The 19,300-nt window shown below is 29.2% G+C and carries 16 protein-coding genes; 11 read left to right on the forward strand and 5 right to left on the reverse strand.

Translation table 11 applies throughout. The features are described 5' to 3' along the window. Positions 1 to 5: 5 nt before the first annotated feature. The 3 genes from ACFQZW_RS09615 to ychF form a co-directional block, all read right to left on the reverse strand. Complete coding sequence (locus ACFQZW_RS09615; RefSeq protein ID WP_386782658.1) at positions 6 to 2,603, reverse strand: DNA gyrase/topoisomerase IV subunit A; 2,598 nt, start codon at positions 2,601 to 2,603, stop codon at positions 6 to 8. Between the two features lies 1 nt (position 2,604). Next, the gene (locus ACFQZW_RS09620; protein WP_298263006.1) at positions 2,605 to 4,461 is read right to left on the reverse strand and encodes a DNA topoisomerase IV subunit B; all 1,857 of its coding nucleotides are present in this window, start codon (positions 4,459 to 4,461) and stop codon (positions 2,605 to 2,607) included. 120 nt (positions 4,462 to 4,581) lie between these two features. After that, a complete protein-coding gene (gene ychF, locus ACFQZW_RS09625) occupies positions 4,582 to 5,676 on the reverse strand; it encodes a redox-regulated ATPase YchF (RefSeq protein WP_298263007.1) in 1,095 nt (364 codons plus the stop codon). Positions 5,677 to 5,909: 233 nt separating this feature from the next. Between ychF and ACFQZW_RS09630 the strand changes: the two genes are divergently transcribed. Next, positions 5,910 to 7,229 (forward strand): sugar MFS transporter, encoded by a 1,320-nt coding sequence (locus ACFQZW_RS09630; protein ID WP_298263008.1) that lies wholly within the window; start codon positions 5,910 to 5,912, stop codon positions 7,227 to 7,229. Positions 7,230 to 7,291: 62 nt separating this feature from the next. Here ACFQZW_RS09630 and ACFQZW_RS09635 read toward each other — a convergent pair whose 3' ends face one another. Continuing rightward, on the reverse strand, positions 7,292 to 7,984 hold the full coding sequence (locus tag ACFQZW_RS09635) for a copper homeostasis protein CutC (RefSeq protein WP_386782662.1): 693 nt from the start codon (positions 7,982 to 7,984) through the stop codon (positions 7,292 to 7,294). A 19-nt stretch (positions 7,985 to 8,003) separates the two neighbouring features. Further along, positions 8,004 to 8,354 (reverse strand): 4Fe-4S dicluster domain-containing protein, encoded by a 351-nt coding sequence (locus ACFQZW_RS09640; protein ID WP_298263010.1) that lies wholly within the window; start codon positions 8,352 to 8,354, stop codon positions 8,004 to 8,006. A gap of 56 nt (positions 8,355 to 8,410) precedes the next feature. Between ACFQZW_RS09640 and ACFQZW_RS09645 the strand changes: the two genes are divergently transcribed. From ACFQZW_RS09645 to ACFQZW_RS09690, 10 genes are all read left to right on the forward strand, one after another. Beyond that, positions 8,411 to 9,472 carry an acyl-CoA reductase gene (locus ACFQZW_RS09645; protein ID WP_298263011.1) on the forward strand — a complete coding sequence of 354 codons (1,062 nt, stop codon included), beginning with the start codon at positions 8,411 to 8,413 and terminating at the stop codon, positions 9,470 to 9,472. Positions 9,473 to 9,554: 82 nt separating this feature from the next. Beyond that, positions 9,555 to 10,625 carry a 3-phosphoserine/phosphohydroxythreonine transaminase gene (serC, locus tag ACFQZW_RS09650; protein ID WP_298263012.1) on the forward strand — a complete coding sequence of 357 codons (1,071 nt, stop codon included), beginning with the start codon at positions 9,555 to 9,557 and terminating at the stop codon, positions 10,623 to 10,625. Positions 10,626 to 10,646: 21 nt separating this feature from the next. Next, positions 10,647 to 11,597, forward strand: a complete 951-nt coding sequence (locus ACFQZW_RS09655; protein WP_298263013.1) for a D-2-hydroxyacid dehydrogenase — start codon at positions 10,647 to 10,649, stop codon at positions 11,595 to 11,597. 127 nt (positions 11,598 to 11,724) lie between these two features. Next, positions 11,725 to 12,966, forward strand: coding sequence for a DUF1015 domain-containing protein (locus tag ACFQZW_RS09660; protein ID WP_298263014.1), 1,242 nt, complete (start codon positions 11,725 to 11,727; stop codon positions 12,964 to 12,966). Positions 12,967 to 13,006: 40 nt separating this feature from the next. Further along, a complete protein-coding gene (locus ACFQZW_RS09665; protein ID WP_298263015.1) occupies positions 13,007 to 13,675 on the forward strand; it encodes a YggS family pyridoxal phosphate-dependent enzyme in 669 nt (222 codons plus the stop codon). 1 nt (position 13,676) lies between these two features. After that, entirely contained in the window at positions 13,677 to 14,756 is a 1,080-nt protein-coding gene (locus tag ACFQZW_RS09670; RefSeq protein ID WP_298263372.1) for an exonuclease domain-containing protein, read from the forward strand. A gap of 11 nt (positions 14,757 to 14,767) precedes the next feature. Further along, positions 14,768 to 16,726, forward strand: a complete 1,959-nt coding sequence (locus ACFQZW_RS09675; RefSeq protein ID WP_386782667.1) for a hypothetical protein — start codon at positions 14,768 to 14,770, stop codon at positions 16,724 to 16,726. Between the two features lie 81 nt (positions 16,727 to 16,807). Further along, positions 16,808 to 17,638 (forward strand): ion transporter, encoded by an 831-nt coding sequence (locus tag ACFQZW_RS09680; protein ID WP_386782669.1) that lies wholly within the window; start codon positions 16,808 to 16,810, stop codon positions 17,636 to 17,638. Beyond that, complete coding sequence (gene miaA / locus ACFQZW_RS09685) at positions 17,631 to 18,548, forward strand: tRNA (adenosine(37)-N6)-dimethylallyltransferase MiaA (protein WP_298286276.1); 918 nt, start codon at positions 17,631 to 17,633, stop codon at positions 18,546 to 18,548. Before ACFQZW_RS09680 ends, miaA begins: the two co-directional genes overlap by 8 nt. Next, positions 18,532 to 19,299 (forward strand): TIGR02757 family protein, encoded by a 768-nt coding sequence (locus ACFQZW_RS09690; RefSeq protein WP_386782672.1) that lies wholly within the window; start codon positions 18,532 to 18,534, stop codon positions 19,297 to 19,299. The genes miaA and ACFQZW_RS09690 overlap by 17 nt, the downstream gene beginning before the upstream one ends. Position 19,300: the final 1 nt, after the last annotated feature.

A 19,300-nucleotide genomic window follows, 5' to 3' on the forward strand; every position in this document is an offset into this window, starting at 1 on the left:
GTGTTTTAGAATAACTTGGTTTGTCCTTCATCTTCTTTTTTAGAATCTGATTGATTTTCATTTGAGTTTACTATTTCTTCATCTGTTACTTCAACATCATCAACCTCTGGTGCTTCATAAGGTAAAGGTTCTAGCAAATTTACTTGTTTAATTTTTTCTGTAGTTAATTGATTTCCAAGAGCTTTAATTCCTTTTACAGCTATAAACTCTTCTAAATTAACCTCCATATTTTCTAAACTTCGCTTAGAAAATGCTATCTCAACCATAGGTCTGTAATCCGTAGCTACAATTTCTAATTGAGATTTAGGATGCTCTGATATAAAAATTTCCTCTTTATTAGGGTTGTCAATCATAAAACGTTTTACAAAGTAGCGTTCTTTTTCACCATCAAAGTAAATTGCAGAAATTGGTTTTTGAGGTATCCATTTTTCTAGTACAATCATATCATTATCAAAGTGAGTAGTTAATTCAGGCTTGATGGTTTTAACAACACCTTTTTGATTGATAATTAACAGTCTATCTTCGGCCTTAAACTCGCCTAAAAGTTCGCCTCTTTCATCAACATTTAAGCGTTGAACAACATCGTCAAACCAAATTTTTCTAGGCTTTAAAGTTGAAACTCCTTCAGATTTAAGTTCTATTTTTTTAATTGCATATTTGGTTACAGTATTTCCTTTTACACTTCTTCCTTTTATGGCTAATTCAGAAAAATCTATATCCCATTTTAATTTTTTAATACTGCCGACAGCTCTTAAATTTATAGTTATTATTTCGGCTTCACCATTAGGATTTGCAGTAAAGTATTGAACAATTGAAGCTTTACTTCCTGCTGTTAAATTATATTCTTTATCACGAGTTACTCCTGTAACATTAAAACGTTTCATATAGCTTGGTCCACTTCTACCATCGCGATAAATCATGTTATAAACCGTTCGTTTATCATTCTTTTTAAATACAGCTACATGAATAATATCTTTACCAACAAAAGTTTTAGCATCTACTTTTGTGACCATCATAACACCATCTTTTCTAAAAATAATAACATCGTCTATATCTGCACAATCATCAACATACTCATCACGTTTTAATGAAGTTCCAACAAAACCTTCTTCTCTATTAACATATAGTTTTGTATTGCGCATTACCACTTTGGTAGCAACTATATCATCAAATAATCTAAGTTCTGTTTTACGCTCTTTTCCTTTTCCGTATTTGATTTTTAAATTTTTAAAATAATCTATTGCAAAATCGGTAAGGTGGGCTAAATGATGTTTTACTGTAGCAATTTTATCTTCTAAACTTTCAATAAATTGCTTGGCTTTGTCTATATCAAATTTTGATATTTTTTTAATTCTAATTTCTGTTAAACGAATAATATCTTCTTCAGTTACAGCCCTTTTTAAATGTTTTATATAAGGCTTTAAGCCTTTGTCTATTGCCTTAATAACGCCTTCCCAAGTTTCTTCCTCTTCAATATCTCTATAGATTCTATTTTCTATAAATATGCGTTCTAATGATGCAAAATGCCATTGCTCTTCTAATTCATTTAACTGAATTTCAAGTTCTAATTTTAACAATTCAACTGTATGATCTGTGGATCTTCTTAAGACTTCAGAAACTCCTATAAAAACAGGTTTATTTTCATCAATTACACAACATAATGGTGAAATTGAATTTTCACAGTTAGTAAATGCGTAAAGTGCATCAATCGTTTTATCTGGTGAAATTCCGTTAGGCAAATGCACTAATATTTCAACATTAGCAGCTGTATTATCTTCAATTTGTTTTATTTTAATTGTCCCTTTATCATTGGCTTTTAAAATAGAATCAATTAATGAAGAAGTTGTTGTTCCAAAAGGAATTTCATTAATAATAAGTGTTTTTTTATCTAATTGAGAAATTTTTGCTCTTACTCTAACTTTCCCTCCTCTTTTGCCATCATTATAATTAGAAACATCTGCTATACCTCCTGTTAAAAAATCAGGAACAAGCTTAAAACTTTTACCTTTAAGATGCTTGATTGAAGCATCAATTAATTCATTAAAATTATGAGGCAAAATTTTTGTTGAAAGTCCTACTGCTATCCCTTCAGCTCCTTGTGCTAAAAGCATTGGAAATTTAACTGGTAAATCTATAGGTTCTTTTTTTCTACCATCATAAGAGGCTTGCCATTCTGTAGTTTTAGGGTTAAAAACAACATCTAAAGCAAATTTTGATAAACGAGCCTCTATATAACGTGAAGCGGCTGCTCGGTCACCTGTAAGAATATTTCCCCAGTTTCCTTGCATATCAATGAGCAACTCTTTTTGACCAATCTGCACCATAGCATCTGCTATGGATGCATCTCCATGGGGATGATATTGCATCGTGTGCCCTACAATGTTTGCTACTTTATTGTAACGTCCATCATCTAGGTCTTTCATTGAGTGCATAATTCTACGCTGCACAGGTTTAAAACCGTCTTTAATTGCTGGAACTGCTCTTTCTAAAATTACATATGAAGCATAATCTAAAAACCAGTCCTTGTACATTCCTGTAACTTTGGTAATGGTTTCTTGATTACCGAATTCTTCGTTTATTGACTCATTATTTTCTTCTAGCATATTACAATTCTTCTACAATATCAAGTTCAACTTTTAAATTATTTATAATGAATTTTTGTCTATCAGGAGTGTTTTTTCCCATATAAAATTCCAATAGCTTATCTATTGATGTTTCTTTATCTAACATTACGGGGTCTAAACGAATATCATCCCCAATAAAATGTACAAATTCATCAGGAGAAATTTCCCCCAAACCTTTAAACCTTGTTATTTCTGGTTTTCCCTTTAAACTATTAATTGCATTCTTTCGTTCTTCTTCTGAGTAGCAATAAAACGTTTGTTTTTTATCACGAACTCTAAATAAAGGTGTATCTAAAATATATAAATGACCTTCTTTAATTAACTCAGGAAAAAATTGTAAAAAAAACGTAATTAATAACAGTCTTATATGCATTCCATCAACATCTGCATCGGTAGCAATTACAATATTATTGTACCTTAAATTTTCTAAACCATCCTCAATATCTAAAGCTGCTTGTAATAAATTAAATTCTTCATTTTCATACACTATTTTTTTACTCATATTGTATGAATTTAAGGGTTTTCCACGTAAGCTAAATACAGCTTGTGTGTTGACATTTCTTGATTTTGTTATGGAGCCACTCGCCGAATCTCCCTCTGTAATAAATAAAGTACTTTCTAAGCGATTGTCTTTTTTTAAGTCATTTAAATGAATTCTACAATCGCGTAATTTTTTATTATGTAAACTCGCTTTTTTAGCACGTTCACGAGCTAATTTCCGAATACCGGAGAGGTCTTTTCTTTCTTTTTCAGCTTGTAAAATCTTTTTCTGAATTTTTTCAGCAGTATCAGGGTTTTTATGTAGATAATTATCTAGGTTTGTTTTAACAAAGTCTGTAATAAATGTTCTAACTGTAGGAAGCCCTCCTCCCATTTCTGTAGAACCTAATTTAGTCTTTGTTTGACTTTCAAAAACTGGTTCCATTACTTTTACGCTAATTGCAGAAACAATAGATTTCCGAATATCAGACGCATCATAATTTTTACCAAAAAACTCTCTAACGGTTTTAACTATAGCCTCTCTAAATGCATTTTGATGCGTTCCTCCCTGTGTTGTATGTTGACCATTAACAAATGAATGGTATTCTTCGCTATATTGTGCTTTGCTATAGGTTAAAGCGACTTCTATATCTTCATCTTTTAAATGAATGATAGGAAATAACATAAATTCATCCGCAATATTTTCTTCTAATAAATCCTTTAATCCTTTTTCAGAAAAATACTTTTCTCCATTAAAAATAATTGTCAACCCTGTATTTAGATATACATAGTTTTTAATCATTTTTACAATGTATTCATTTCTAAATTTGAACTTAGTAAAAATGGATTTGTCAGGTACAAAAGTTACTTTGGTACCTTTTCTACTGGTAGTATTTTGAGGTTTCTCTTCGAGTGTAATATTTCCTTGTTCAAATTCAGCAAAAACGGTTTGTCCATCTCTATAAGATTGCACTTTAAAATAAGAAGACAACGCATTTACCGCTTTAGTACCAACTCCATTAAGCCCAACCGACTTCTTAAATGCTCTTGAATCGTATTTTCCACCAGTATTCATTTTAGAAACAACATCCACTACTTTTCCTAAAGGAATTCCACGACCATAATCTCTAATGGTAACCGTTTCCTCTTTTACAGAAACTTCTATAGTTTTTCCTGCTCCCATTACATATTCATCAATAGAGTTGTCTAGAACTTCTTTGATTAAAATATAAATACCATCGTCAGGTGAAGAACCATCACCTAGTTTACCAATGTACATACCGGGGCGCATTCTAATATGTTCTTTCCAATCTAGTGAACGAATATTATCCTCTGTATACGATGTTTGTTCTGTCATTTATTAAAGTGATATTCTTGAAGATTTGCTAAAGTACTATTTTGAAAGTAGAAATAAAAAAAACTCTGTTAAAATAATTATTAACAGAGTTTTTAAAAAATATTTTTATTTTTTTTATAGCTAAACGTTAAATCTGAAATGCATTACATCGCCATCTTTTACAATGTATTCTTTTCCTTCTACTCTCATTTTTCCTGCTTCTTTTACTTTAGCCTCGCTACCATAATTTACAAAATCTTCGTATGCAATTACCTCTGCTCTAATAAATCCTTTTTCAAAATCGGTATGAATTACTCCTGCAGCTTGTGGTGCAGTATCTCCAATATGGATTGTCCAAGCTCTTACTTCTTTTACACCAGCCGTAAAGTAGGTTTGAAGGTTAAGTAATTTATAGGCAGCTCTAATTAATACAGAAGACCCTGGTTCTTCCAAGCCCAAATCTTCTAAAAACAATTGTCTTTCTTCAAAAGTTTCCAGCTCTGTAATATCGGCTTCTGTACCAACCGCTAAAACAATTACTTCAGCATTTTCATTTTTAACTGCTTCTTTAACAGCCTCAACATAAGCATTGCCTGTAACAGCAGAACTTTCATCAACATTACAAACATATAACACTGGTTTGTCAGTTATAAATTGAAGTGGTTTGATGTATTCTTCACGTTCTTTTTCCGTTAAATCAATAGCTCTAACAGATACTGCAGCTTCTAAACCAGCTTTTACTTTTTCTAAAACTTCTAATTCTTTTTGAGCTTCTTTATTACCAGTACGTGCTGTTTTTTTTACGCGTTCTAATCTTTTCTCTAAAGTTTCAAAATCTTTTAATTGTAGCTCAATATCAATTGTTTCTTTATCTCTTACAGGATTTACTGTGGTATCTACATGTACTATATTATCATTATCAAAACAACGCAACACATGAATAATAGCATCGGTTTCTCTAATATTTGCTAAAAACTGATTTCCAAGTCCTTCTCCTTTACTTGCTCCTCTTACTAAACCTGCAATATCAACAATATCAACAGTTGCTGGTAAAACACGTTCTGGATTTACTAATTCTTCTAATTTAGTCAATCTATTGTCTGGAACATTTACAACACCAATATTAGGTTCAATGGTGCAAAAAGGAAAGTTAGCACTTTGCGCTTTAGCATTTGATAAACAATTAAATAAAGTTGATTTTCCTACATTTGGTAAACCTACAATTCCTGCCTTCATAATTTTATTTTTTTGCGGTGCAAATATACTATTAAGATTTAAGTTTGAAAGAAATTATTTATTTTATAATGTGCGTTGATTCATTTTTTAAAGTCAGCTAATACAAAACCTAAATATTTAAAAAATACTCTTTGTCGAATTTGTTAAGTTATTGGTATAAAAAATAAAGCAAGTTATAAGAATAATTATATATTTATTCCTTGAAAATTAAATAACATTAAAAAATTAATAGTTTGAATACAACCAAAAATTATAGCAAAGCATTTTATGTGCTTACCTCACTTTTTTTTATGTGGGGATTTATTACTGTTTTAGTAGATTCATTAATTCCAAGATTAAAAGAGGTTTTTGAACTTAGCTTTTTCCAAGCTGGTTTAGTACAATTTGCATTTTTTATGGCTTACGGATTATTATCAATCCCCTCTGGGTTTATCTTATCCAAAATTGGATATAAAAAAGGTATTTTACTTGGGTTAAGTATTATGGGAGCTGGTTGTTTATTGTTTTATCCAGCCGCAGCTTACAGAACTTTCCCTGTATTTTTATTAGGTTATTTTGTTTTAGCTGGAGGTATGACTGTTTTACAAGTAGCTGCAAACCCTTATGTTGCAGTATTAGGAACAGAAGAAACTGCTTCTAGTAGATTAAATTTATCTCAAGCATTTAATAGTTTAGGTACAGCAATTGCACCAGCAGTTGGAGCCATGTTTTTATTAAGTGATTCAATTAAATCAAGTGAAAGCATCAACAATCTATTACCCGCTGAAAAAGAAGCTTATTTAATTAATGAAGCTTCGGCAGTTCAAAATCCATTTTTAATACTAGCCGCCTCATTATTACTATTAGCATTTATTGTTTCTTTAATAAAACTTCCTAATATCTTAAAAAAGAAAGAAGGTTTTGGATATGGTGAAGCATTAAAACATAAAGTACTAAAAATGGGAGCTATAGGTATCTTTTTATATGTGGGTGCTGAAGTTGCTATTGGAAGTTATTTAGTCAATTACTTTTTAAGTATGAATATGCCTGAATTGATTAGAAACAGTGAATGGATGTCTAAAGTTTCTGAAATGGTAGTTCAACAAGATTTGGCTAATGTTGATAACAAAGCTATTGTTGGTGCCTTTGTATTATTTTACTGGTCTGGAGCAATGGTTGGAAGATTTATTGGAGCTTATTTAACAAGAATTGTAGCGCCTGCTAAAGTATTAGCCATTTTTGCAACCATGGCTATTTCATTACTTGCAATTTCAATGTTAACTAATGGATTTGTAGCCATGTGGTCTATTTTATTAATTGGGTTATTTAATTCAATCATGTTCCCAACTATTTTCACCTTATCATTAAGTGGCTTAGGCGAATACAAACCTCAAGCATCTGGAATTTTATGTACTGCTATTGTAGGAGGAGCAATTATCCCTCCTTTATATGGCTTATTAACCGATCAATTCGATTTTAAACCTGCCTTATTTTTAATGGTGCTTTGCTATTTTTACATTTTCTTTTTTGCTAGAAAAAGTAATTCATTTATAGCTTCATTTACTGAAAAGTAACTAGAATTCATAAAAAGCGGAATTTTAAAATTCCGCTTTCTATTTCAAAATATAAATACTTCCTAAAATAAATTAGTAATAGTTCTAATTTTCTCTTCATCAACTACCATAACATCTCCCATTGAAAATGAATTGCCAAAACTTATAGGTTTTCTTGCTGTAAAATGAAGGTTGTTTACTTCAATACTAGCAAATTTTGAGGCGTTTGAAGAATTAATACCACTCCCAGCCATAATTTGTAGTTGATCTCCATAGTGCTGCTGTAAAAATGAAATTACATCTAAACCTTCTTCTGCAGTTTTTTTTAAACCAGATGTTAGTAGACGATCAAAACCAAAATTTATCAAACACTCAATTCCTTTCTTATAATCGATAAGAAAGTCAAAAGCTCTATGAAACGTGACTTCTAAATTTAATTGCTTCGCAAAGTTTAGCAGTTCTTTATTTTTGTTTGATACGGTATTTTCAGCGGTTAAAATCCCAAAAACAACTCCTGTTGCTCCAGCTTGTTTAGCCATAGAAATATCAACTTTCATTAAGTTTATATCTAATTCACTACAAACAAAACCTCCTTCTTTATGTCGTATCATTACATGAACTTCAACTGATGAATTTTCAACACATTGTTGAATTAAACCAAAACTTGGGGTCAATCCACCAACAGATAATGCTGAACATAACTCTATACGTTTGGCTCCATATTTTTCAGCAGCCATTGCTCCTTCAACACAATCTGTACAGATTTCAAAATTCATTTTTAAGAATCACTATAAACTACTCTTTATGTAAAAACTGTTGTTTTGCAAACAATTGCTCATCAGTTTCTTCATTGTCTTCATCTGGCACACAACAATCTACCGGACAAACTGCGGCACATTGTGGTTCGTCATGAAAACCTTTACATTCGGTACATTTATCGGTTACAATAAAATATACTTCATCATCTTTTGGCTCATGCTGCTCATCGGCTACAACCTTGTTGCCATTTGGTAAAACTACATTTCCTGTTAATGAAGTCCCATCCGAATATCTCCATTCTTCACCAGCTTCATAAATTGCATTGTTAGGACATTCGGGTTCGCAAGCCCCACAATTTATACATTCATCTGTTATTTTTATTGCCATACTATTATTTAGATTATTTTTGCAAATATAAAATTAAATTTTAAGGTAAAAATTCCATGAATTTAGCACAGAGAAAACAAGCATTTGTAGAACTAGGTACATTTTTTAAACAATTTAACAATTCGAAAATTGAAAAAAATAATGAATCTGAATTAAACACCTTGTTTTTTGATGCTTTTTTAATGCAAATTAATAGAGCCCAAGAGTTTAATGGTTGGTTTACAAAAAATAATGTTCTTAAAGCTTTTGAAAGTTGGGGTGAAGCACTTACTGAAGAAAATTTAACCAAATGGCTTACCACTTATAAAATTGAAGCTATTAAAACACCTAAAAAAGTAGCCATAATCATGGCAGGAAATATTCCCTTAGTTGGATTTCATGATTTTTTATGTGTACTACTAACAGGTCATAATGCTATGGTAAAACAATCATCTAATGATAAGCACTTTTTACCACTTATTGCTAAATTTTTGGAATATTACAATCCCTATTTTAAAAATAAAATAACTTTTACAGAAGACAAATTAACAGCTATTGATGCTGTTATTGCAACTGGTAGCAACAATACAGCTCGCTATTTTGAACATTATTTTGGAAAATACCCAAACATTATTAGAAAAAACAGAAACTCTGTGGCAATAATTACAGGTAAAGAAAGTAAAGAAGAATTAGAACTTTTAGGTGAAGACATTTTTCAATATTTTGGTTTAGGTTGTAGAAGTGTTTCTAAAATATTTGTTCCTAAAAACTATAACTTTGAGTTGTTATTTAATGCTTTATTCAAGTTTAATGACATTATTAATTATAAAAAATACGAAAATAATTACGATTATAACAAAGCTGTTTACTTAATGAGCTTGTTTAAGATTCTTGAAAATGGATTTGTGATGCTAAAAGAAGATACTAACTATGCCTCTCCTATAGCTACTATTTTTTATGAATATTACGATTCGTTTGACAATCTGTTACTTAAATTAAAAACCGATAAAGATGAAATACAGTGTATTGCCTGTAACGAAAACGTTGTAGATTTCGTAAAATTTGGACAAACTCAACGTCCAAAATTATGGAATTATGCAGATAACATAGACACAGTTGAATTTTTATTAAATATTTAAGTAGTTTTTTATGAAATAAAATATACTTATTTAGCTTTTTTTTCCGAAATTTGTAAGAGAAATAAATTCATATTCTATACAAATGAAAAAACATAATTTTAGTGCAGGACCATGTATTTTACCACAAGAAGTATTAAAAAAAGCAGCCAATGCTGTTACCAACTTTAATGGTATAGATTTATCTTTAATTGAAATTTCACACAGAAGCAAAGAATTCGTTGAAGTGATGGAAAAAGCACGTAGCTTAGTTAAAGAATTATTAAACCTACCTGAAGGATATTCGGTACTTTTTTTACAAGGAGGTGCAAGCCTTGAATTTTTAATGACCCCATACAATTTATTAAAAGTTAATGGTAAAGCAGGTTATTTTGACACTGGAACATGGAGTTCTAAAGCAATTAAAGAAGCTAAAACGTTAGGTGAAGTAGACGTTTTCGCTAGTTCAAAAGATAAAGGTTACAACTACATTCCAAAAAACTACAACATCCCAAGTGATATAGATTATGTGCATTGCACATCTAACAATACTATTTTTGGAACTCAAATTAAAGAATTCCCTAAAACGGATGCGCTATTAGTTTGTGATATGAGTTCAGATATATTTTCACGTGAATTAGATTTTACGCAATTTGATTTGGTTTATGCAGGAGCACAAAAAAACATGGGCCCTGCTGGTACTACTTTAGTTATAGTAAAAGATGAAATTTTAGGTAAAACTGGACGTAGCATCCCTTCTATGTTAGACTATCAAGTACACTTAAGTAAAGACAGTATGTTTAATACTCCACCTGTATTTGCAGTTTATGTATCTATGTTAACTTTAGAATGGTTAAAAGAACAAGGAGGAGTTAAAGCTATTGAAAAAATCAATCAAGAAAAAGCTGCTTTGTTATACGCTGAAGTAGATAGAAATCCTTTATTTATTGGTTTTGCAAACAAAGAAGATAGATCCACAATGAATGTTACTTTTAATTTAACAAATGAAACTCATAAAGATACTTTTGATAAACTTTGGAATGAAGCAGGAATCAATGGATTAAAAGGTCATAAATCAGTTGGAGGCTATAGAGCAAGTATCTATAATGCTATGCCAATAGAAAGCATAAAAGTTTTAATAAACGTAATGCAACAATTTGAAAAACAAGTTTCATAAACTAAAAAAAATATTTATAAAATGAAAGTATTAGCAAACGATGGATTGGCCAAAAGTGGAATTGCAGCATTGGGTTTAAATGGCTTTGAAGTTGATTTAACCTCTGTAGCACAAGACCAATTAGTAGATTATATCAACCAAAACGAAATTGATGTACTATTAGTAAGAAGCGCAACACAGGTTAGAAAAGATATTATTGATAATTGTGCATCTTTAAAAATTATCGGTCGTGGAGGTGTTGGAATGGATAATATTGACGTAGAATATGCTCGTGAAAAAGGCTTGCATGTAATAAACACACCTGCAGCTTCATCTCATTCAGTAGCCGAACTGGTATTTGCGCACTTATTTGGAATGGCTCGTTTTTTACACGATTCCAATAGAAATATGCCTTTAGAGGGAGATTCAAAATTTAAACATCTTAAAAAATCATATGCAAAAGGAGTTGAATTAAGAGGTAAAACACTTGGTTTAATTGGATTTGGAAGAATTGGACAAGCCACTGCAAAAATAGCTATTGGCTTAGGTATGAATGTAGTTGCCTATGACCCTTTTATTGACGCGGTAAATTTAGAAATTGAATTTTTTGATCACCAAGCATTGTTCTTTAACATAAATACCATTACTAAAGAAGAAGTTTTAAAACAAGCAGATTTTATATCTCTGCACGTTCCAGCTCAAAAAGACTACATAATTTCAACCAAAGAATTCGATTTAATGAAAGATAATGCCTTTTTGGTAAATGCTGCTCGTGGAGGTGTTATTGATGAAGTCGCTCTTGTACAAGCTTTAGAGAGTGGAAAAATAGCAAGTGCAGCATTAGATGTTTTTGAAAATGAACCAACGCCAGAAATTCAGTTATTAATGAACCCTAATTTATCTTTAACTCCTCATATTGGCGCAGCTACTAGCGAAGCACAAGATAGAATTGGAACAGAATTAGCTGAACAAATAGTTGAACTCTTAAAATAAGTTTCATTATACATAATTGATTAAAAGGATGTTAAAATAACATCCTTTTTTTTGATTAAAATTTAATAAAGTTGTATATTTGGGTAGTTAAATTATCAATTACTTAAAAATAAGCTCGTTAAATAGTATGGCAATAATAAAACCCTTTAAAGCTACACGTCCAACACGCGATAAAGCAGCAGTTGCAACCTCAAGATCTTATGATGAATATTCAAAAAAAGAATTAAAAGCCCATTTGCGGTTCAACCCATTTTCTTTTTTACATATTATAAAACCTGGTTATGATACTGAACCAGAGCTTTCAGGTGAAGAACGTTTTAAATTAGTTCATCAAACTTATAATCAATTTAAAACGGAAGACATATACAGAAAAGATCAAAAATCTCAATATTATTTACATGAAAAATCGTTTGGAGGAGATACTTTTTGGGGCATTATTGCAGCAGCCCATGTAAATGATTATAAAAACAATATTATAAAAAAACACGAAGATACCTTAAAGGCAAGAGAAGAACTGTTTGGCAATTACCTAGGTATAGCTGGTTTTAATGCTGAGCCAGTGCTACTTACTTATCCTGAAAGCAATTATCTAAATAGACTTTATAGAAAATATTCTCAAAAAAGATCTGAATATGAATTTATGACTCAAAACAGACGTTTGCATAAACTTTGGGTAATTGAAGATGATTTGGATATAGATAATATTGAAAAAGAATTTCAAAAAATGAAAGCAATTTATATTGCTGATGGGCATCATAGAACAGCTTCTTCAAGTTTTCTAGCTAATCAAAAAAAAACAATGAATAAAAATCATACGGGAGAAGAAAACTACAATTACTTTATGAGTTATCTCATTTCCGATGCCAACTTGAAAATTTCTTCATTCAATCGTTTTGTAAAAGATTTAAATGGTTTAACAAAAGAAGAATTTTTAAGTAAATTAAATGAATTATACATTGTTGAAAATAAAGGGGAAAAACTTTACACACCAAGCAAAAAACACCATTTTACTATGTACTTAGATGGTGAGTATTATTCCTTATACCTTAGAAAAACAGAATTCCCAATTAACAATGCACTTTCGGATCTTGATACCCATATTATATATAAAACTATTTTAAAACCAATTTTAGGTATTGAAGACTTAAAAACTGATCCTAGAATAAAATGTTTACCTGCCATTTATAGCAAAAAACAATTGAAAAAGATGGTAGATTCTAAAATGTATAAAGTCAGTTTTGGATTATTTCCAGTTTCAGTAGAGCAACTAAAAGCAGTGGTTAATGAAGATTTAAGAATGCCTCCTAAAAGCACTTATATTGAGCCTAAGTTAAGAAGTGGATTAACCATTTTTGAAATTAATGATTAATTAAATTTCTATTATCTTTGGACTTTATTTTAAATCCCATATGAGTATATCAAAAAATCTTCAAAAGATTAAAAATTCAATACCAAAAAATGTAACACTTGTTGCCGTTTCAAAAACAAAGCCAATTACTGCTATTATAGAAGCTTATAAAGCCGGACAAAAAACATTTGGTGAAAATAAAATTCAAGAAATGGCTCAAAAATACCAAGAGCTACCTAAAGATATTGAATGGCATATGATAGGGCATTTACAAAGAAATAAAGTTAAATATATGGCTTCTTTTGTAAGTCTTATCCATGGTGTAGATAGTTTTAAAACCCTAAAAGAAATAAACAAACAAGCCATAAAACATAATAGAATAATTAATTGTTTATTACAAGTAAAAATAGCAAAAGAAGATACAAAGTTTGGATTAGCATATGATGATGTACTACAAATTTTAAACGCTCAAGAATTTTTAAATCTTAAAAACATTCAAATTATAGGTCTTATGGGAATGGCAAGCTTTGTAGAAGATAAAACCATTATTAGAAACGAATTTAAAACCTTAAAAATCTATTTTGATCGTCTAAAAAATTATTCATCTGATAATTTTAAACCTACAACTATTTCAATGGGAATGAGTGGAGATTACCAAATAGCAATTGAAGAAGGAAGTACAATGGTACGTGTTGGAAGTGCTATTTTTGGAGAACGAAATTACAATTAATTTGTACGCAATACTTGACATAGAAACTACAGGAGGTAAATTCAACGAAGAAGGAATTACTGAAATTGCTATTTATAAATTTGATGGACATCAAATTATAGACCAGTTTGTTAGTTTAATTAATCCCGAAAAAGAAATTCAACCATTTGTAGTTAATTTAACTGGCATTAGTAATGGAATGCTTAAAAATGCACCTAAATTTTACGAAGTAGCAAAACGAATTGTTGAAATTACTACCGACTGTGTTTTAGTTGCCCATAATGCCAATTTTGACAATCGAATTTTAACTACTGAATTTAGACGACTCGGATTTAATTTTGAAAGGAAAACATTGTGCACTGTTGAATTAAGTAAAAAACTAATCCCTGAATTGCCTTCTTATAAATTAGGCAAATTATGCAGATCTTTAGGAATACCTGTTTCAAGCAGGCACAGAGCTGAAGGAGATGCAATTGCTACAGTACAACTATTTAAACACCTATTAAATAAAGATACTGCTAAAGAAATTGTTAAAAAAGCAATTAAAACTGATAACGGAAGAAAATTAGCACCCAAACTACTCAATATTTTAGATAATTTACCTTCTAATGAAGGATTATTTTATGTTCACAATAATAAAAGTGAAATTATTTATATTGGTAAAGGAAAAAATATAAAAAAAACGGTAAACCAACTATTTTTAAGAACTTCAAAAAAAGCAATTATTATTCAAAATAAAGTGACATCCGTTTCTTATGAAGAAACTGGAAGCTCTTTAATTTCTGATCTTAAATATGTAGAAGAAGTAGAAATTAACAATCCTAAATATAATTATTCTAATAAGAAAAAATTAGAAAAAATTGAATTTAGCAATGATAATTTATTAGTTATAGATAAAGGTCGACAGGTTGGAGAAAAATCGGTTATCTTAATTGAAAACAGTCAGTTTAAAGGTTATTGTTTTACCGACTTAGAATATCAAATAACTAATATAAAAGTGCTTAGAACCTTAATTTCACCTATGGAAAATTCCATTCAAAATAGATTTATCATTAAAAAATATCTTCAAAAAAATAATGTGGAAAAACTAATTCGATTTTAAAACTAATTGCTATGAAAAGAATCTCTTTACTTTTAATTTTCTTGTTACATATTAATTCATATTCGCAAAATGAACCAGATTACTCTTTTGGTACTATAACAAACGAAGAAATTAATTTAAAAAGATATAAATTAGATACAACTGCAAATGCCGTAGTTTTATATGAAAGTGGCAATACTACTTTTAAAATAAAGAATGAAAAAATAATAATAAGTACAACTTTTTATAAAAAAATCAAATTATTTAATAAAGAGGGTTTTGAAAATGCATCTTTTGAAATAAAATTATACAATAATAAAGATGCTAGTGAACAAGTAATAAATATTGAAGCAGTCACACATAATCAAAAAAATAAAACCTTATTATCGAAGTCTCAAATATTCAAAGAAAAAATCAATGAACATTGGAGTTTAGTTAAATTTACTATGCCTAACTTAAAAGAAGGTAGTGTTGTTGAGGTTAAATATACTGTGGAATCTCCATTTAAATTTAATTTAACAGGTTGGGTATTTCAATCAAACATTCCTAAAAAATATAGTATTTATCACGCAAAAATTCCTGGAAACTATGTTTACAATAGAGAGTTAAAAGGATATTTAAAATTAGCAATTAACTCCTCAACAATAGAAAAAAAATGTTTTAGAATTCCTGGTTATGCAGCTTCAGCTAATTGTGAAAACATAACCTATGCAATGAAAAATATTCCTTCTTTTGTTGAAGAAGACTATATCACTGATAAAAATAACTATATTTCAAAAATTAAATTTGAACTTTCTAAACTTATTTGGTTTGATGGATCTAATATAAAGTATACAACATCTTGGAATGAAGTAGATAGAGAATTTAGAACTGATAAAAATATTGGTAGACAATTAAAAAAAACGAAGTATTTTGAAGATAAATTACCCTCATTTATTGATACCATTACTTCAGAAATTGATAAAGCAAAATCTATATATACTTTCGTGCAAAATCACTTTAATTGGAATGGAAAATATAGCATTTTTAAAAATGTAAGAATAAAAAAATCTTTTGAAGAAAAAATTGGAAATGTTGGAGAAATTAACATTTCACTAATAAATGCCTTAAAAGCAAAAAATATTGATACTGAATTAGTTTTAATTTCTACAAGAAAAAATGGTTTTCCAACTAAATTATATCCAGTAATAACTGATTTTAATTATGTAATTGCCAAAGTTAATATAAATGGAAAATCTATTTTATTAGATGCTACAGATAAACTATCTCCTTTTGGGTTATTGCCTTATAGATGTTTAAATGGGTATGGCAGAGTTATGGATTTTGAAAATGAAAGTTATTGGATTGATATTATTCCTGAACAAAACTCAAAATCTCAATTAAATATTGCACTTATATTAAAAGAAAACGGAACTATAACTGGTAAAATACGAAAAATTAAATATGGGTATGATGCACTTAAAAGAAGAGAGAAAATTCAAAATAAAATTGAAGATGATATCATAATAGATTTTGAAAATAGCTTTACTAATTTAGAAGTTCTTAATTATGAAATCAAAAATAAAAATGAAATAGATAAACCCACAATAGAAACTTTTGAAATATTAATAGATCATCAAGAAAACACCTCAAACCTATACTTAAATCCTTTTTTTGATGAAAGTTTTAAAACAAATCCCTTTAAACAACATAACAGATTATACCCTGTTGATTTTGGATACCCAAGAAAGTACATTGTTAATTTCACTCTTGAGCTTCCCGATAATTTTATCATAGATTCTTATCCTAAAGATAAACTAATTTCATTAGAAAATGAAGGAATAAAATACTTGTTAACAACCAGAAAACATCAAAATTTTAAAATTAATCTAAAAAGTTCATTTTTAATAAACAAAACAATATTTTACAATTTTGAATATCAAGTTTTAAAAGAATTATTTAATCAAACTATAACGTCTCAAAAGCAACCAATTGTACTGAAAAAAAATTAATAAATATTGTTTTAAAAAAGAAGTAAATTTTAATTAAAATAAAAGAATTATTTTAGTACAACGTTTCAGGTAAATTTAATTTTGGAAAACAAAAAAGACAAAAGACATTGGAAAGTGAAACTTCATGAAATTATTTATGAAGCCGATACTCCTGAAGGAAAATGGTTTGACATTATTCTAATATTAGCAATTATTGCAAGTATAATTTTAGTAATGTTAGAAAGCATTGAAAGTTTTGATACAAAATATCATGATTTTTTAAATATCTCTGAATGGATTATTACTATTTTATTTACCATTGAATATATTGCTAGAATTATTTCAATTAAAAAACCTAAAAACTATATCTTCAGCTTTTATGGTATTATCGATTTGTTAGCAACCATACCAAAATACCTTTCTTTAATTTTTGTAGGCACCCATGCGCTTATTGCTTTAAGAGCTATTAGATTATTACGGGTATTTAGAATCTTAAAACTCGTTCGTTACTCTGGTGCCTCTAGAATTTTAATATCAGCCTTAAAATCAAGTAGAATCAAAATTATTGTTTTTCTATTTGTGGTAATACTACTTACTATAATTTTAGGAACAATTATGTATTTAATAGAAGGTCCTAAAAATGGATTTACCAGTATTCCACAAAGCATGTATTGGGCTATTGTAACATTAACAACTGTAGGCTATGGAGATATTTCCCCTCAAACACCGTTTGGACAGTTTATTGCGAGTATTGTTATGATTTTAGGTTATGGAATTATTGCAGTACCAACTGGTATTGTAACTTCTGAATTGGCAAAAACAGATAATTTTGTACCTAAAAACACACAACACTGCCCTAGTTGTAACGCTGAAAAACATTTAGACAATTCCATATTTTGCCATAAATGTGGAGAAAAACTTTTAAATGACTAATTATTTAATAACAGTTATTGGAGCAACAGCAATAGGTAAAACTACACTAAGTATTAAATTAGCACAACATTTTAATACTGAAATTATATCAAGTGATTCTCGCCAATTTTACAAAGAAATGAGTGTTGGAACTGCTGTTCCTTCAAGCTTAGAGTTAGCCTCTGCAAAACATCATTTTATACAAAATAGGTCAATTTTTGAAGATTATAGTGTGGGGCAATTTGAAAAAGATGCTCTTAACAAATTGAACAAATTATTTACAAAAAATAGGATTGTAGTTATGGTTGGGGGAAGTGGTTTATACACCAATGCTGTAATTGATGGTTTAGACTATTTTCCAAATGTAGATTCTAAAATAAGGGTTGAGCTAAATCAAGAATTAAAAACTAAAGGGATACAATTTCTTCAAAAAAAATTAGAAAATCTAGATAAAGAGTCTTATAATACTATTGAAATTGAAAATCCACACAGGCTTATAAGAGCTCTTGAAATTTGTATTGGAACTGGCAAAACTTATGCTGAATTTAAAAACAAACCAAAGGCTAAACGAAATTTCACTCCTATTAAAATTGGACTAACAGCTGACAGAGAAACTATGTACAATAGAATTAATAAACGAGTTGATATCATGATGGAGCATGGTTTATTAGATGAAGCTAAAAAACTATACAAAAACAAAAATTTAAATGCTTTACAAACTGTTGGTTATAGAGAGTTATTCTCCTATTTTGATGGAAATTGTACTTTAAAATTTGCTATAGAAGAAATTAAGAAAAATACTCGAAGATTTGCCAAAAGACAAGTTACTTGGAACAAAAAAGATGAAAGCATTCTTTGGTTTAACTTTGAAGAAGATGTAGCTAAAATAATTTCAAAAATTGAAACTATTATAAATGTTAATAGAAACTGAGCTTAAAGAATTTTTAGATGAAAAAGTTTTGGAATACAACAATCCAAAGTTTATTGAAAGTGACCCAATACAAGTTCCACATGGCTATTCTTTAAAAGAAGATATTGAAATTTCAGGTTTTTTAACTGCTACCATTGCTTGGGGTAATAGGAAAATGATTATTAAAAATGCCAAAAAAATGATGGATATTTTAGGCAACTCTCCTTACGATTTTATAATAAATCATAAACCTAACCATTTAGATTCAATAGATTATTTTGTACATAGAACATTTAATTTAGAGGATTTTAAATACTTTATAGTTGCACTTCAGCATATTTACACAAAACATCAAGGTCTAGAGAAAATATTCTCTAGTTATAGTAGCAAAAATTCAACTCAAAATGCAATTCATGAGTTTAAAAATATCTTTTTTGAAATTCCTCATTTATCTAGAACTAAAAAACATATTTCTGATCCCTTAAAAGGATCAGCTGCAAAGCGTATTAATATGTTTTTACGATGGATGATTAGAAATGATAATACCGGAGTAGATTTTGGAATTTGGAAAAATATGTGTCCTTCACAGCTTTCATGCCCATTAGATGTTCATTCAGGAAATGTTGCTCGTAAACTTGGTTTATTAACCAGAAAACAAAATGATGCAAAAGCCTTGGCTGAATTAGATAAATCATTAAGGCATATGGATCCCAATGATCCTGTAAAATATGATTTTGCTTTATTTGGATTAGGGGTTTTTGAAAAATTTTAAA

The sequence above is a fragment of the Lutibacter aestuarii genome (assembly GCF_042676885.1).
GTDB classification, from domain to species: Bacteria; Bacteroidota; Bacteroidia; order Flavobacteriales; family Flavobacteriaceae; genus Lutibacter; species Lutibacter aestuarii.

Bases quoted from the DNA above. Each gene is read 5' to 3' on its own strand.
- ACFQZW_RS09635 (WP_386782662.1), bottom strand. From the start codon at position 7,984: ATGAATTTTGAAATCTGTACAGATTGTGTTGAAGGAGCAATGGCTGCT.
- ACFQZW_RS09690 (WP_386782672.1), top strand. From the start codon at position 18,532: ATGTTAATAGAAACTGAGCTTAAAGAATTTTTAGATGAAAAAGTTTTG.
- ACFQZW_RS09660 (WP_298263014.1), top strand. From the start codon at position 11,725: ATGGCAATAATAAAACCCTTTAAAGCTACACGTCCAACACGCGATAAA.
- ACFQZW_RS09645 (WP_298263011.1), top strand. From the start codon at position 8,411: ATGAATTTAGCACAGAGAAAACAAGCATTTGTAGAACTAGGTACATTT.
- ACFQZW_RS09665 (WP_298263015.1), top strand. From the start codon at position 13,007: ATGAGTATATCAAAAAATCTTCAAAAGATTAAAAATTCAATACCAAAA.
- ychF (WP_298263007.1), bottom strand. From the start codon at position 5,676: ATGAAGGCAGGAATTGTAGGTTTACCAAATGTAGGAAAATCAACTTTA.
- ACFQZW_RS09675 (WP_386782667.1), top strand. From the start codon at position 14,768: ATGAAAAGAATCTCTTTACTTTTAATTTTCTTGTTACATATTAATTCA.
- serC (WP_298263012.1), top strand. From the start codon at position 9,555: ATGAAAAAACATAATTTTAGTGCAGGACCATGTATTTTACCACAAGAA.
- miaA (WP_298286276.1), top strand. From the start codon at position 17,631: ATGACTAATTATTTAATAACAGTTATTGGAGCAACAGCAATAGGTAAA.
- ACFQZW_RS09615 (WP_386782658.1), bottom strand. From the start codon at position 2,603: ATGCTAGAAGAAAATAATGAGTCAATAAACGAAGAATTCGGTAATCAA.
- ACFQZW_RS09640 (WP_298263010.1), bottom strand. From the start codon at position 8,354: ATGGCAATAAAAATAACAGATGAATGTATAAATTGTGGGGCTTGCGAA.
- ACFQZW_RS09655 (WP_298263013.1), top strand. From the start codon at position 10,647: ATGAAAGTATTAGCAAACGATGGATTGGCCAAAAGTGGAATTGCAGCA.
- ACFQZW_RS09620 (WP_298263006.1), bottom strand. From the start codon at position 4,461: ATGACAGAACAAACATCGTATACAGAGGATAATATTCGTTCACTAGAT.